The 12,431-nt window shown below is 64.1% G+C and carries 13 protein-coding genes; 6 read left to right on the top strand and 7 right to left on the bottom strand.

Annotated elements, in window-relative coordinates:
• The first annotated feature begins 320 nt into the window (after positions 1-320).
• From FFS37_RS09110 to FFS37_RS09095, 4 genes are all read left to right on the top strand, one after another.
• Entirely contained in the window at positions 321-1,673 is a 1,353-nt protein-coding gene (locus tag FFS37_RS09110; protein ID WP_137930618.1) for an extracellular solute-binding protein, read from the top strand.
• A 112-nt stretch (positions 1,674-1,785) separates the two neighbouring features.
• Positions 1,786-2,670: a carbohydrate ABC transporter permease gene (locus tag FFS37_RS09105; RefSeq protein WP_137930895.1), complete on the top strand. Its 885-nt coding sequence runs from the start codon at positions 1,786-1,788 to the stop codon at positions 2,668-2,670.
• A gap of 6 nt (positions 2,671-2,676) precedes the next feature.
• Entirely contained in the window at positions 2,677-3,591 is a 915-nt protein-coding gene (locus FFS37_RS09100; protein ID WP_137930617.1) for an ABC transporter permease subunit, read from the top strand.
• Positions 3,592-3,603: 12 nt separating this feature from the next.
• Complete coding sequence (locus tag FFS37_RS09095; protein WP_137930616.1) at positions 3,604-4,701, top strand: sn-glycerol-3-phosphate import ATP-binding protein UgpC; 1,098 nt, start codon at positions 3,604-3,606, stop codon at positions 4,699-4,701.
• Positions 4,702-4,730: 29 nt separating this feature from the next.
• On the opposite strand, the gene FFS37_RS09090 is transcribed toward FFS37_RS09095, so the two are convergent.
• From FFS37_RS09090 to FFS37_RS09070, 5 genes are all read right to left on the bottom strand, one after another.
• A complete protein-coding gene (locus FFS37_RS09090) occupies positions 4,731-6,041 on the bottom strand; it encodes an MFS transporter (protein WP_171026222.1) in 1,311 nt (436 codons plus the stop codon).
• Between the two features lie 360 nt (positions 6,042-6,401).
• Positions 6,402-6,755: a nitrile hydratase accessory protein gene (locus tag FFS37_RS09085; RefSeq protein ID WP_137930614.1), complete on the bottom strand. Its 354-nt coding sequence runs from the start codon at positions 6,753-6,755 to the stop codon at positions 6,402-6,404.
• Positions 6,739-7,407: a nitrile hydratase subunit beta gene (nthB, locus tag FFS37_RS09080; RefSeq protein WP_232375607.1), complete on the bottom strand. Its 669-nt coding sequence runs from the start codon at positions 7,405-7,407 to the stop codon at positions 6,739-6,741. Before nthB ends, FFS37_RS09085 begins: the two co-directional genes overlap by 17 nt.
• A 23-nt stretch (positions 7,408-7,430) precedes the next feature.
• Positions 7,431-8,054, bottom strand: a complete 624-nt coding sequence (gene nthA, locus FFS37_RS09075; RefSeq protein WP_137930612.1) for a nitrile hydratase subunit alpha — start codon at positions 8,052-8,054, stop codon at positions 7,431-7,433.
• A complete protein-coding gene (locus FFS37_RS09070) occupies positions 8,044-8,412 on the bottom strand; it encodes a cupin domain-containing protein (protein ID WP_210240449.1) in 369 nt (122 codons plus the stop codon). The genes nthA and FFS37_RS09070 overlap by 11 nt, the downstream gene beginning before the upstream one ends.
• 85 nt (positions 8,413-8,497) lie before the next feature.
• Here FFS37_RS09070 and FFS37_RS09065 point away from each other — a divergent pair, with 85 nt between their 5' ends.
• Positions 8,498-9,217: a DUF1028 domain-containing protein gene (locus FFS37_RS09065; RefSeq protein WP_171026221.1), complete on the top strand. Its 720-nt coding sequence runs from the start codon at positions 8,498-8,500 to the stop codon at positions 9,215-9,217.
• Positions 9,214-9,669 carry a GNAT family N-acetyltransferase gene (locus FFS37_RS09060; protein ID WP_137930609.1) on the top strand — a complete coding sequence of 152 codons (456 nt, stop codon included), beginning with the start codon at positions 9,214-9,216 and terminating at the stop codon, positions 9,667-9,669. Before FFS37_RS09065 ends, FFS37_RS09060 begins: the two co-directional genes overlap by 4 nt.
• Positions 9,670-9,731: 62 nt before the next feature.
• On the opposite strand, the gene FFS37_RS09055 is transcribed toward FFS37_RS09060, so the two are convergent.
• Together FFS37_RS09055 and FFS37_RS09050 are read right to left on the bottom strand one after the other, a co-directional pair.
• The gene (locus FFS37_RS09055) at positions 9,732-10,814 is read right to left on the bottom strand and encodes an ABC transporter ATP-binding protein (RefSeq protein WP_137930608.1); all 1,083 of its coding nucleotides are present in this window, start codon (positions 10,812-10,814) and stop codon (positions 9,732-9,734) included.
• Complete coding sequence (locus FFS37_RS09050; RefSeq protein ID WP_171026220.1) at positions 10,811-12,391, bottom strand: ABC transporter permease; 1,581 nt, start codon at positions 12,389-12,391, stop codon at positions 10,811-10,813. Before FFS37_RS09050 ends, FFS37_RS09055 begins: the two co-directional genes overlap by 4 nt.
• Between the last annotated feature and the right edge of the window lie 40 nt (positions 12,392-12,431).

Here is a 12,431-nt window from a genome sequence, read left to right as displayed (position 1 = left end):
GGTGCCGGGTTTCGTGATCGGCCCGAGGCCTTGGCCGGAAGGTGCGGGCACCACGGCCAGCCATGGCGCCAACGCTCCATTGGCTCCTTAGCCGGATGATCGTCCTCACCATTTCATGGCCTTTACGCCCTCGGCCGCTGTCCTAGATACCTGGATGCCGGGCGGATGTTTTGATGCCGGCCAAACTGCCGTAGGGGAGGAAACGAACAGCTGTGCAAAGGCCCCGGCCCCACAGCAGAACTGTCACATACCTTCTCTAAGAGAGCGGGCGAGGACTTGCGCAAGAACCCTTGTCACCATCCACTCAAGAGGGAAAAACCATGACCATCATCAAGCGGGGCGTTGCTGCCCTTGCCGCCGGCGCGCTCAGCTCCCTGCTGGCGATGCCCGCCTTCGCGGAGCCGGTAAAATTCGACTTCTGGTTCGGCCTTTCCGGCGACCTCGCCCGGGTTGTCGACACGATGTGCAAGAACTTCAACGAATCGCAGAAGGACTACGAAGTCGTCTGCACCAGCCAGGGCAATTACGACGCCACGCTGCAGAACACGATCGCCGCCTTCCGCGCCGGCAAGCAGCCGACCGTCGTCCAGGTCTATGACGTCGGCACCGCGACGATGATGCTGTCTGGCGCCTACAAGCCCGCCGACAAGCTGATGGAAGAGAACGGCTACAAGATCGACTACGCCGACTACTTCCCCGGCATTGCGCGCTATTACGCTACCTCGAAGGGCGAGATGCTGTCCTTCCCCTTCAATTCGTCGACCGCGCTGATGTACTGGAACAAGGATGCCTTCGCCAAGATCGGCAAGACCGAAGCGCCCAAGACCTGGGAAGACGTCGGCGCCGACCTCAAGGCGATGAAGGACGCCGGCTACGAATGCCCGATGGCGATCAACATCTCGGCCAACGAAAGCTGGCAGCTGATGGAGCAGTTCTCGGCCATCCACAACCAGCCGATCGCCACCAAGAACAACGGCTATGACGGCCTCGACGCCCGCCTGGAAGTCAACAAGACCAAGTTCGTCCAGTACGTCACCGACCTCAAGAAGTGGTATGATGCCGGCCTGATCAAAATAAAGTCCAAGGATCTCGGCCAGGACATGGTTCAGGCCTTCGCGACGGGCACCTGCCAGGTCATCCTGACCTCGGTCGGCGACCACGGCACTGTCGGCCGCACGCAGAAAGAAGGCATGAACTGGGATGTCGCCGAACTGCCGGTCTATGCCGGCACCGAGCGCAAGAATTCGCTGGTCGGCGGCGCTTCGCTGTGGGTCCTTTCGGGCAAGTCGGATGCGGAATACAAGGGCGCTGCCGCCTTCCTCAACTTCATCCACGATCCCAAGACGGCTTTGTTCTGGTCGACCAACACCGGCTACATCCCGGTGACCAAGTCGGGCTTCGACTACATGAAGGGCCAGGGGTTCTACGACAAGGCGCCCTACAAGGGCCGTGAAGTCGCGATCGCCAGCCTGACCGCGTCCGAACCGACCGAAATCACCCGCGGCATCCGGCTGGGCAACTTCACCCAGATCCGCGCCGAGTTCGGCACGCAGATGCAGGCGATCTTCGCCAACAAGGTCAGCGTCCAGGAAGGCCTCGATACGCTGGTCAAGAATGGCGACGCCATCCTCGATCGCTTCCAGCAGACCTATCCGGGCAAGACCCTGCCCTGATCACCGCGACTTTCCGGCTGCCCGTCGACGTGTTTGCGTCGAGTCGACGGGCAGCCGTTTCGCGTATTAAATGCAAAAACGTGACTGGCCGCTAAGCGGCATCGGCGGACCGATGGAAAAACGCGTCACCTTCAGCAAATGGACGATCGGCATCCTGTTCGCGGTGCCGCAGCTCATCCTGATCTTCACGTTCTTCTACTGGCCGGCCGGCCAGGCGGTGTACTGGTCGCTCACGCTTCAGCAGCCCTGGGGCGGCGGCAACATCTGGGTCGGGCTCGACAATTTCCGTTCGATCCTGGCCAATCCGGACTACTGGCGCTCGGTATCGGCCAGTCTCGTCTTCGCCGGCATCAGCACCGGCCTGGCGATGTTCATCGCGCTCGTTCTTGCCGCGTTGACCGACCGGCAGCTTGCCGGTTCGTGGCTTTATCGCGTGGTGCTGATCTGGCCCTACGGCATAGCCGCGCCCGCACTGGCGTTGGCCTTCCGCTTCATCCTGGCGCCGGAAGCTGGGTTCCTTTCCGTCGTCAACCAGATGTGGCCCGGGATCTGGGATCCTGGTCTCGATGGCACGGATGCCATGGCCTCGATCATCGTCGCCTTCTCGTGGAAATATGTCGGATACAATTTCATCTTCTTCCTGGCCGCGTTCCAGGCCATCCCGCGTTCGCTGATCGAGGCGGCGGCGATGGACGGGTCGGGCGTCATCAGGCGGTTCTGGGACATCCAGTTTCCGCTCATCACGCCGACGATCTTCTTCTTGCTGGTCATCAACATCACCGAAAGCTTCCAGGATTCCTTCGGCATCGTCGACATCATGACATCAGGCGGTCCGGCGAACGCGACCAACCTGATGGTCTACAAGATCTATTCGGACGGTTTCAAAGGCCTGGATTACTCGGGCGCCGCCGCGCAGAGCATCATCCTGATGCTGCTCATCATCCTGCTCACCATCTTCCAGTTCCGCTTTCTCGAGCGGCGCGTGCATTACAGGTGAACCGCCATGGTCGAGCGCACGCCTTTCCTCAATTTCTTCACGCATCTGATCCTGTTCGCCGGCTTCGTCTTCTGCATCGCGCCGTTCGTCATCGTGACGATCGCGGCGTCGCACAATCTCAAGGATGTCAACGACGTGCCGATGTCGCTGCTGCCCGGCAGCGATTTCTGGATCAACATCAAGACGGCCTGGGTTACGGCCGATCTCGGTCCCAAGCTGCTCAACTCCTTCATCGTGGCCGGCGGCACCGCCATCGGCAAGGTCATCGTCTCGGCGCTGACGGCCTTCTCGATCGTCTATTTCCGCTTTCCCGGTCGGATGCTGATGTTCTGGCTGATCTTCATCACGCTGATGCTGCCGCTCGAAGTGCGCATCGTGCCGACTTACGCGGTTGTGGCCAACGTGCTCGAACCCTACCAGGCGATCATGGACGTGACCGGCCTCTCCTGGCTGATCGAAAAGATATCGGGTGTGCAGGTCTCGCTCAGCCTTGGGCTGCTCAATTCCTATAGCGGCCTCATCCTGCCGCTGGTTGCCACCGCCACCGGCACGTTCCTCTATCGGCAGTTCTTCCTGACCGTGCCGGATGAACTGACCGAGGCGGCGCGCATGGACGGAGCCGGCCCGTTGCGCTTCTTCATCGATATCCTGCTGCCCCTGTCGCGCAACAACATGGCCGCGCTCGGCACCATCATGTTTCTATGGGCCTGGAACCAATATCTGTGGCCGCTGCTGATCACGACGGACCAATCGCACGCGATGGCGGTCACCGAGTTGAAACAGCTCATTCCCAATGTCGGCGGCTCGCCGGAATGGCACATCGCCATGGCCGGCACGCTGATCGTCATGCTGCCGCCGATGATCCTGGTGGTCCTGATGCAGCGCTGGTTCGTGCGCGGCCTGATCGCCACTGAAAAATAAGGAGACGGAACCATGGCCTCCATCACCATTCGCGGCGTCAGGAAGAACTACGGCAAGACGCAAGTCGTGCATGGCGTCGATCTCGACTTCGCTTCGGGTGAATTCGTGGTCATCCTCGGGCCGTCCGGCTGCGGCAAGTCCACGCTGCTGCGCATGATCGCGGGACTGGAGGAGATTTCCGACGGCACGATCGCCATCGACGGCACCGTGGTCAACCAGCTGGAGCCACGTGAGCGCGGTTGCGCGATGGTGTTCCAGAATTACGCGCTCTACCCGCATATGAGTGTCGCCCAGAACATCGGCTATTCGCTCAAGGTGGCCGGTGTTCCCGCCGCCGAACGCACCCAGCGCATCCAGGCGGTCGCCCGCACGCTGGAACTCGAACATCTGCTCGACCGCAAGCCGATGGCGCTTTCGGGCGGCCAGCGGCAGCGCGTCGCCATGGGCCGCGCCATGATCCGCGAGCCGAAAGTGTTCCTGTTCGACGAGCCGCTGTCCAACCTCGATGCCAAGCTGCGCGTGCAGATGCGCTCCGAGATCCGCAAGCTGCACCGCCGGCTCAACGCGACATCCGTCTTCGTCACCCACGACCAGGTCGAGGCGATGACGCTGGCCGACCGGCTGGTGGTGATGAATGGCGGCCGCGTCGAGCAGGTCGGCACGCCGGGTGAAATCTACACGCGTCCCGCCAGCCGCTTCGTCGCGACCTTCGTCGGTGCGCCGGCGATGAACATGCTGGAGGGCACGGTGGAACTCGACGGGCTGTCGTTGCTCGGCGGCAGCCGGCGTCTCGCCGTCCCGCGCGCGGGCCTGCCGGTCGGCACGAAGGTGGCGATGGGCGTTCGGCCGGAAGCGGTCCGGCTGGTGGCGCCCGGCACATCAGGCGCGCTCGACGCCACCGTCGACCTTGTCGAGGAACTGGGCGCCGGGCGGGTGATCTATGTCGATCTCGACGGCTCGCCGTTCTCGGTGATGACGTCGGAGGCCATCCACCCAGAGCCCGGCAGCACGGTCTGGCTGAAGTTTTCCGCCGACGACATGCATTTCTACGCATCGGAGACAGGCGGCCGCCTCGATGTCTTCAAGGCGTCCGTGCCCGAGCCGGCCTAGAGCACGATCGCGATCAACATCATCCTGCTCTAGGAGAGACGCTCGTGGGCGGTCTCCCGCATGGTGGCGATCGTCAGAAGTCCAAGCAGCGAGGCGCCGATCACGTAGAAGGTCGGCGCGATGGCGTGCCCGGTCAGTGAAATGAGCCAGGTGGCGACAAAGGGCGCGAATCCGCCTGCCAGCGCGACCGCGATGCTGTAGACGGCCGAAAGCCAGGAAGAGCGATTGTGCGTCGGGAATATCTCGGTCAGCGCCGCCGTGGCCGGTCCCGAGATCGCGGCCAGGGACACGCCGAAGAGGATCTGGATGGCGACGAGTGTCCAGACGCCGATGCCCGAGAGCATGAAGAAGAACAGCGGATAGGTCAAAGCGGCGAACGCCATGCAGCCGACCGCCAGCACGATCCTTCGGCCAAACCGGTCCGACAGATGGCCGGTCACCGGCAGGCAGAGCGTGTAGACGATCAGGCCGGCCGTATTCGCCCAGAGCGCCGTGCTTGCCGACATGCCCAACTGGCGTTGCGAGAAGGACGGCAGGTACGACAGAAAGATGTAGAACTCGACGGACCAGGCCGACGCCAGCCCCAGCACCTGCAGAGCCCTTGTGAAGGACCCCGAAGCCGCGGCGGCAGGCTTCGGAACGCTGCGGCTTGCTTCGAAAGCCGGCGTTTCGCCGACCGAACGCCTGACATAGAAACCGACCGGCAAAAGCACGATGCCCAGCAGGAAAGGTATGCGCCACGCGCCGGCATCGATCGTTGCCGCGTCCACGAGCGAGTTGATGGCCGCGGCCGTGAACGATCCCAGCAGGATGCCAACCGAAGCGCTGAGCTGGTTGAAGCTGCCGTAGAGGCCGCGCTTCCGGTCGGGCGCCCATTCGACCATGAACGCGGCGGCCACGGCCCATTCGCCGCCAAGCGAGAAACCTTGAAGGAGGCGAACCAGGACAAGCATGACCGGCGCGGCGATCCCCACGGTCTCGAAGGTCGGCAAAAGTCCCATCGCCAGGGTCGACAGCGCCATGATGAAGAAGGTGACAAGCATGACGGGCTTGCGGCCCCACAAGTCTCCGAGCCTGCCCAGCACGATGCCACCGAGCGGTCGCGCGACGAAGCCCAGGCCAAATGTCGCGAATGTCAGCAGCAGGGACGTCGTCTCGTTCGCCGGAAAGAATTTCCTGCTGATCGTCAGCGCCATGTAGCCGTAGATAGTGAACTCGTACCATTCGAGCATGTGACCAAGACCGGCCGCCATGATCGCCCGGCGTGCGCTTTTGCTCTGGATGGTTGGCGAGGCCTGCTGTGCCGCGTCGAGCTCGATGCCGGTTACCTGTGCTTGCATGCTTATCCCCATCCTGACGCCGCAGCCGTGATTGCCACCCTCTCGAAGATAGAATACCCCGACATGAATGCAGTCAATCTGTATATTGATATGCTATCAATGTGAGCGCCACCCGCCGACGGTGACGCTGCCGGGCTGGCTGCACCGAAGTCGAATGGAGCGCCGCTCAGGCAGTTCGAAAATTCGAAAGCAGTGGCCAGCCGCGCTGTGACGTTGAAGTCCGTCTGGGACCGGGAGCGATCGGAGGACGGCGCCATCACTGGCAATCGCATTCGCCTGAAGGCGGCCAAGCGCCTTCATTCAGCTCTGGCGCAATGGCAGGAACTGTTTCACGCCGTTGCTGGAGTTGCTTTCATCGCCTCAGGCGATCGCGACAGGCCGCGCCTTGTGCCGCGGGGGGTGATCGTCATGGTCGTGATGGTGATGGCCCGCGGGAATTGTCGCCATGCGTTTGGCGAGACCCGCAACGTCGCCCCGATCGGCAAGCCGACGGCCATCGAGCAGGCTTTCCAGGGCGCTGAGCCAGCAATTGTAATAGGGTTCGTCAGCGCCACGCCGATTGATTTCGGCGCCAAGTGCCGTGGCGAACTCTTCCCATGCAAAAAGGCCGTCGCGGCTCAACGATACTGCCATGGCGAAGGCCCTGGCCTGCCAGGGTTCGTCGAAGACGGATTTTCCGTCTTCGGGAAGTCGAACGTCATGTGTCTCGTTCATCGGATGGCTCCAGATAATCGTCCCAGAGATCGACCAGGACCGCGCCCGGACCCGGCTCGCCGCCCCACAGCTCAGCGGCTTCGAACCGGACCAGGTAGAGATGCTGCGGCTTCGGACCGAGCCCCGCGGCGGATGTGTCGGGAAAGCTGAATACACCGTGATCCCGCTCGATCCGCCCCGTGCGGCCCCGGACATATCGCGGCAGCCGGGTATGCCCTTCGGGATGAAGGTTGCGCGCCTGGACCCGGTCGCCAACCGAGAACTGCGCCGGCGCTCCCATACCCAGCCTGGCGGATCCGCGCCTGGCGACCCGTTCGGGAACATCCTCGGCTTTCAGGCACGATAGTGCGAGCCCGGCAGGCACGTTGCCGGCGCCAGGCCTGCTGTTGTGCCGTTCAGCCGCCGTTACGATGCCTTTGCGCTCGAGGAGGATCTCGGTCGCGCACAGCCACCGCCAATAGTAGCTTTCGCCGGCATGGATCGTCCGGAGGTAGAGCAGGGGGTCCATGCGTTCGACGCCGTCGCGCGCCTCGTCCATGCTCAGGGCGCCGCTCGCGATCACCGCGATCAGCAATGCGAATGCCCGGCACTCCCAGTGTTCGGGAAACAGGGCCTCGTGCTCGTCACGCAGGATCGGGCCGAAGCCATGCATCCCGCCAATGTCGTGAAGCCCGTTCATGGCGCCGGCGCGCCGGCGCCATCGGGAGCGCGGATCAAGCCGGTCCCTATAAGCGCGTCGCGGGTAACGATCGCCGCAAGCCTGTCCTGCGACCAGCCCTCGGTCCCCGCTGGCCGCTCCGGAAGTACGACGTAACGGAGCTCGGCGGTCGAATCCCAGACCCTGACCTCGACGTCGTTGCCAAGGTCGACCCCGAATTCCCTCAGGACGCCCCGGGGATCGGACACGGCGCGTGAGCGATAGGGCGCCGATTTGTACCAGGTTGGCGGCAGCCCAAGCACCGCCCAAGGATAGCAGGAGCAGAGCGTGCAGACGATCATGTTGTGAACGCCCGGCTCGTTGGGGAGGAACATCAGGTCCTCGCCCTGCATGCCGCCGAAGCCCATCTCGCCGATAGCCTGGGCGCCGTCCTCCAGCAGGCGCTGGCGAAAATCCCGGTCGACCCAGGCGCGCGCCGTGACCCTTGCGCCGATATGCGGCCCGACCTTCGTCTCGTAGGTGTCGACCAGCACATCGAGCGCCGCCGGGTCGATGATGCCCTTGGCGCTCAGCAACTCTTCGAGAGCCTTGACGCGAAGCGCCGGGCCGGGCTCGCGCGGATCCTTGAAATCACCGCTCATGATCGGCCTCCGCCGTGCCGGGGCGAATGAAGTCGTATGCGCCGAAGCCCTGGAGATTGATGAAGTGACATGTGTCGCCGCCGATGTTGGTGACGCGGTGCTCGCATCCCGGGGACACGGCGCAGTATCCTCCCGCGCCGAGATCGAACGACTGATCCGGAGCCTGGGTTTCGACGCGAAGTCTTCCCGCGATCACCCAGAAATGGTCGATGACGTTCGTGTGCCGATGCCACGGCACCTGTTGTCCCGGAGCGAAGCCGGCGTCCAAGACCCGCAGAATGGGTGTGTCGATCACGATGTCGATGCGGTCGGCCGAATAATGCTTGTCCCAGGGGCGCTTTTCATCGGTTCGGTTCATCTCTGTCATTTCAATTGACACCATATCAATATTAGAATTGACATTATCAGAACATGGCAATTAAACCTCGTCAATAGGGAAAGGGGTGGACGTGCTGACAGGAACATTCACAATCGTCGCGCGCTGCCAGGCCACGGGCGAGTTGGGTGTCGCGACGTCGACGGCAATTCCCGCGGGCGGCGCGATCTGTCCTTTCGTCACCCGGTACGGGGCGCTGTCGACGCAGTCGTTCAACAATTTCTACTTCGGGATCGACGGTCAGCGCCTTCTGGCCGAAGGTCTGCCTGCGCGATCTGTCTGTGACGTGCTGCTGCGCACCGACCCCCAGCGTGAAATGCGGCAGCTGCTCGTGGTCGACGCCGGGGGCGGCTCCTGGGCATTTACCGGGCGGGAGTGCGTTGCGTCCCACGGACACCGGACAGGTGACGGTTTCGCCATTGCCGGCAACATGCTGTCGGGCGAGCTGGTCCTCGATGCGATGGCGGACGCCTTCTGCGGCGCTTCCAATCTGGAACTCACGGATCGTCTGATGGTGGCCCTGGAGGCGGGCCAATCCAAGGGCGGCGACAAGCGCGGCAAGCAATCGGCCGCGCTCAAGGTGGCGGGATCAGGCAGCGAAGTTCCGATCTGCGACCTGCGGGTGGACGAACATCCGAGCCCGGTAGCCGAGTTGCGGCGCATCCTTGAAATCGCCAGGCGGCAATTGTTTCCGTTCTTGCGCTCCATGCCGACACGAACCCGGCCCGAAGCTATGCTGACAGCTGAATTGAGCCATTATCTACAGCGATCCGTGGAGGACAGATGACGCATTCGAATGCCAGGCACGGCGCCGACACGCTCCCGTCCCCCTATCGGCTCATATCGGCGCTGGAGCCGTCGCATCTGGTCGAGTTGCAGCGGCTCTATGAGCAGGAATGGTGGACCAAGGGCAGAACCCCGGCACAGACCGCACAAGTGGTGGAGGGATCATCCCTCAATCTCGGCATCACCGGCGGCGAGGGCGAGCTTGTCGGATATGCCCGCGTGCTGACCGACTACACGATCAAGGCGTTGATCTTCGACGTCATCGTCAGGAAGGACCATCGCGGGCATCAGCTTGGCGCCTATCTGATGGAAGCCATCGTTCGTCACCCCTCGCTGTCGAATGTCGCCCATTTCGAACTGTATTGCTTGCCGGAGATGGAGCCCTTCTACGAGAGATGGGGCTTCTCGTCCGAGCTGGGCACACTGCGCTTCATGCGTCGCAAGACAGGCTGAACCCTCTATCCCGGCGCCCGGTGAGCGACATCGCCAGCACGACCAGGGTCCGCACCGGGATCTCAGACGAAGACGTGGGCCTTCCCGGATACGGTCAGCCGCACGATCTCGCCCACCGCCGGCGCGTCCATGCCCGATTTGCGCAGGATCAGCGGCGTGCCGCCGATCGCGGCTGCATCCGGCGGATCGGCATTGTTCAGAAGCCGCACTGCGATCGTGCATGTCGAGCCGGCGAATTCCGATTCCGTCACTTCGCCGAACAGCATGTCCGGGGTGCCCGACATGCCCTCGCGCGAGGTCCTTTTCAGCCCGATCTGTTCGGGTCGCAGCATGATGCGGGCGACGTCGCGGCTGTCCGGCGTGTCGACGGCGATGCGGCCCAGCGGTGAGTTGGCGAAACCGCCGGAGACGCTTGCCGGAAGGATGATCGCATCGCCGAGGAACTCGGCGATCATCCTGTCCTTGGGCCTGAGATAGAGGTCGCGAGGCGTGCCGACCTGCGAGAATTTGCCGTCGCGCATGACCGCCACCTGGCTGGCGAAGGACAGCGCCTCGGCCTGGTCGTGCGTGACCAGGATGGTGGTGATGCCCGCTGCCTCCAGCAGTTCGGCCACCGCCTTGCGCATCGAGGCGCGCAGGCCGGTGTCGAGCGCCGAGAACGGCTCGTCGAGCAGCATCAGCCTGGGCTTCATCGCCATGGCGCGGGCGAGCGCCACGCGCTGCTGCTGGCCGCCGGAAAGCTCATGCGGGCGGCGCTTGAGGATCGCCTTGTCCAATCCCACGATATAGGCGAGTTCCACGATGCGCTCGGTGCGCTTGTCCTGGCCACGGTCCATGCCGAAGCCGATATTGTCGGCGATGGTCAGATGCGGAAAGAGGGCGCCGTCCTGCGCCACGACGCCGATGCCGCGGCGATGCGCGGGCACCGCGGCGCCGCCATTGGCCAGCACCTGGCCGTCGAGCACGACGCGGCCATGGTCCGGCGCCTCGAAGCCGGCGATCAGCCGCAGCAACGTGGTCTTGCCGCAACCGGAGGGGCCGACGATTGCCGTGCGGCTGCCGCTGGCGACAACGAGGTCAACGCCGGCAAGTGCCGCGACCGGGCCATAGTGCTTTTCAAGACCGGTGATTTCAAGGAAGCTCATCGTCCGGCCATCCGTTTCGACTGGACGTAGAGCAGCCAGGTCAGCGGCAGCGACATCGCCACCATGATGAAGGCATAGGGCGCCGCCGAGGCATAGTCGATCTCGCCGCTGTAGGACCAGAACGCCATCGCCAGCGTGCGGGTGCCGTTCGGGGCCAGCATCTGGGTCGCGGTCAATTCGTTCATGATGCCGAGCGCCACCAGCGCCATGCCGGCCGCCGCGCCGGGCGCCGAGAGCCGGATCGTGGTCGACCAGAGCGCGTTGAGCGGGCGCCGGCCGAGGCTGGACGCGGCACGCTCGAGTTCCACCGGCGCCTGGGCGATCGAGGCCCGCAGGCTGACCAGGGCGCGCGGCAGGAACATGAGGGCATAGGCAACCAGGATGGTGAACAGGGTCTGATAGAGCGGCAAGGCGATGCGCACGGTGATGGTGACCAGCGCCAGCGCGATGACGACACCCGGTAATGAGCCGACGATGTAGTTGCAACCCTCCAGCAGCCGCTGCAGCGGTCCCGGCGCACGGATCGAGATCCAGGCCATGGGCATCGCAGCAATGGTGGCGAGCAACGCGCCCGCGACCGCCAGGAACAGCGTTTGGCCGAGCGCCAGGCCGATCTCGTTGAGGCGCCAGACATCGGCGCCGCCGGCGGCAAGCCAGCGGCCGATGGTGACGAACGGCACGCCCAGCGTCAAAAGGGTGGTGGCGGCGAGCAAGGCCAGGCTCGGTATGGTGGCGCGCCCAAGGCTCATGCGTTGCTGGTGGCGTGCGGCGCCGGAGCCGACACGGGCATAACGCTCCTCGCCGCGCACCAGGACCTCGAGACCGAGCAGAACGAAGCAGCAAGTCACCAGCACGCCGGCCAGCATGTTGGCGGCGGGTCCGTTGAAGGTCGACTGGAACTGGTCGACGATCGCGGTGGTGAACGTGTCGAAGCGGATGAAGACATAGAGGCCATATTCGGCCAGCAGATGCAGGCCGACGAGCAGCGAGCCGCCGCAGATGGCGAGCCTTAGTTGCGGCAGCACGACGCGCCAGAAGATGCGCCAGGGCCCGAGGCCAAGTGCCGCGGCCGCGTCTTCCAGTGCTGGATCGAGCCGGCGGAGCGCAGCCGACACCGGCAGATAGAGGAACGGGAAATAGGCGATCACCGACACCAGCACGCCGGCCCACAGGCCATGCATTCCAGGCACCATGGTGATCCAGGCGTAGGAGTGCACGAAGGCAGGAATGGCGAGCGGCGCCACGCACAACCAGGCCCAGAGCCGGGCGCCGGGAAGGTCGCTGCGTTCGGTCAGCCAGGCAAGCGCGACAGACAGTACGATGGCGATCGGCACGGCCAGCAACACCAGCAGGCTGGTGTTGACCAGGAGCTCGCCCACGCGCGGCCGGAAGACCAGCGCCGAGACCGTCTCCCATCCGGTCTGGATCCCGATCCAGATGATGAAGGCGAGGGGCACAAGCGCCAGCAGCGAGACGAACACGGCCGCGGCGACGATCCACGGTGCAACCCGGCGATGCGCCCGCCGGCGGACCGTCGCAGGCAGGCTTGGGCGCGAAAGATCGACCGCGGACCGCATCAGTCGAGATGCCGGGCCGTTGCCGCTCCAGCGGCGGCAA

Origin of the sequence: Mesorhizobium comanense (genome assembly GCF_005503535.1) — a bacterium.
GTDB classification, from domain to species: Bacteria; Pseudomonadota; Alphaproteobacteria; order Rhizobiales; family Rhizobiaceae; genus Mesorhizobium; species Mesorhizobium comanense.
The sequence above is the reverse complement of the archived record's forward strand: the minus strand, read 5'-3'. Positions and strand labels throughout refer to the sequence as shown.

Bases quoted from the DNA above. Each gene is read 5' to 3' on its own strand.
- FFS37_RS09110 (WP_137930618.1), top strand. From the start codon at position 321: ATGACCATCATCAAGCGGGGCGTTGCTGCCCTTGCCGCCGGCGCGCTC.
- FFS37_RS09105 (WP_137930895.1), top strand. From the start codon at position 1,786: ATGGAAAAACGCGTCACCTTCAGCAAATGGACGATCGGCATCCTGTTC.
- FFS37_RS09100 (WP_137930617.1), top strand. From the start codon at position 2,677: ATGGTCGAGCGCACGCCTTTCCTCAATTTCTTCACGCATCTGATCCTG.
- FFS37_RS09095 (WP_137930616.1), top strand. From the start codon at position 3,604: ATGGCCTCCATCACCATTCGCGGCGTCAGGAAGAACTACGGCAAGACG.
- FFS37_RS09090 (WP_171026222.1), bottom strand. From the start codon at position 6,041: ATGCAAGCACAGGTAACCGGCATCGAGCTCGACGCGGCACAGCAGGCC.
- FFS37_RS09085 (WP_137930614.1), bottom strand. From the start codon at position 6,755: ATGAACGAGACACATGACGTTCGACTTCCCGAAGACGGAAAATCCGTC.
- nthB (WP_232375607.1), bottom strand. From the start codon at position 7,407: ATGCATGGCTTCGGCCCGATCCTGCGTGACGAGCACGAGGCCCTGTTT.
- nthA (WP_137930612.1), bottom strand. From the start codon at position 8,054: ATGAGCGGTGATTTCAAGGATCCGCGCGAGCCCGGCCCGGCGCTTCGC.
- FFS37_RS09070 (WP_210240449.1), bottom strand. From the start codon at position 8,412: ATGAACCGAACCGATGAAAAGCGCCCCTGGGACAAGCATTATTCGGCC.
- FFS37_RS09060 (WP_137930609.1), top strand. From the start codon at position 9,214: ATGACGCATTCGAATGCCAGGCACGGCGCCGACACGCTCCCGTCCCCC.
- FFS37_RS09055 (WP_137930608.1), bottom strand. From the start codon at position 10,814: ATGAGCTTCCTTGAAATCACCGGTCTTGAAAAGCACTATGGCCCGGTC.
- FFS37_RS09050 (WP_171026220.1), bottom strand. From the start codon at position 12,391: ATGCGGTCCGCGGTCGATCTTTCGCGCCCAAGCCTGCCTGCGACGGTC.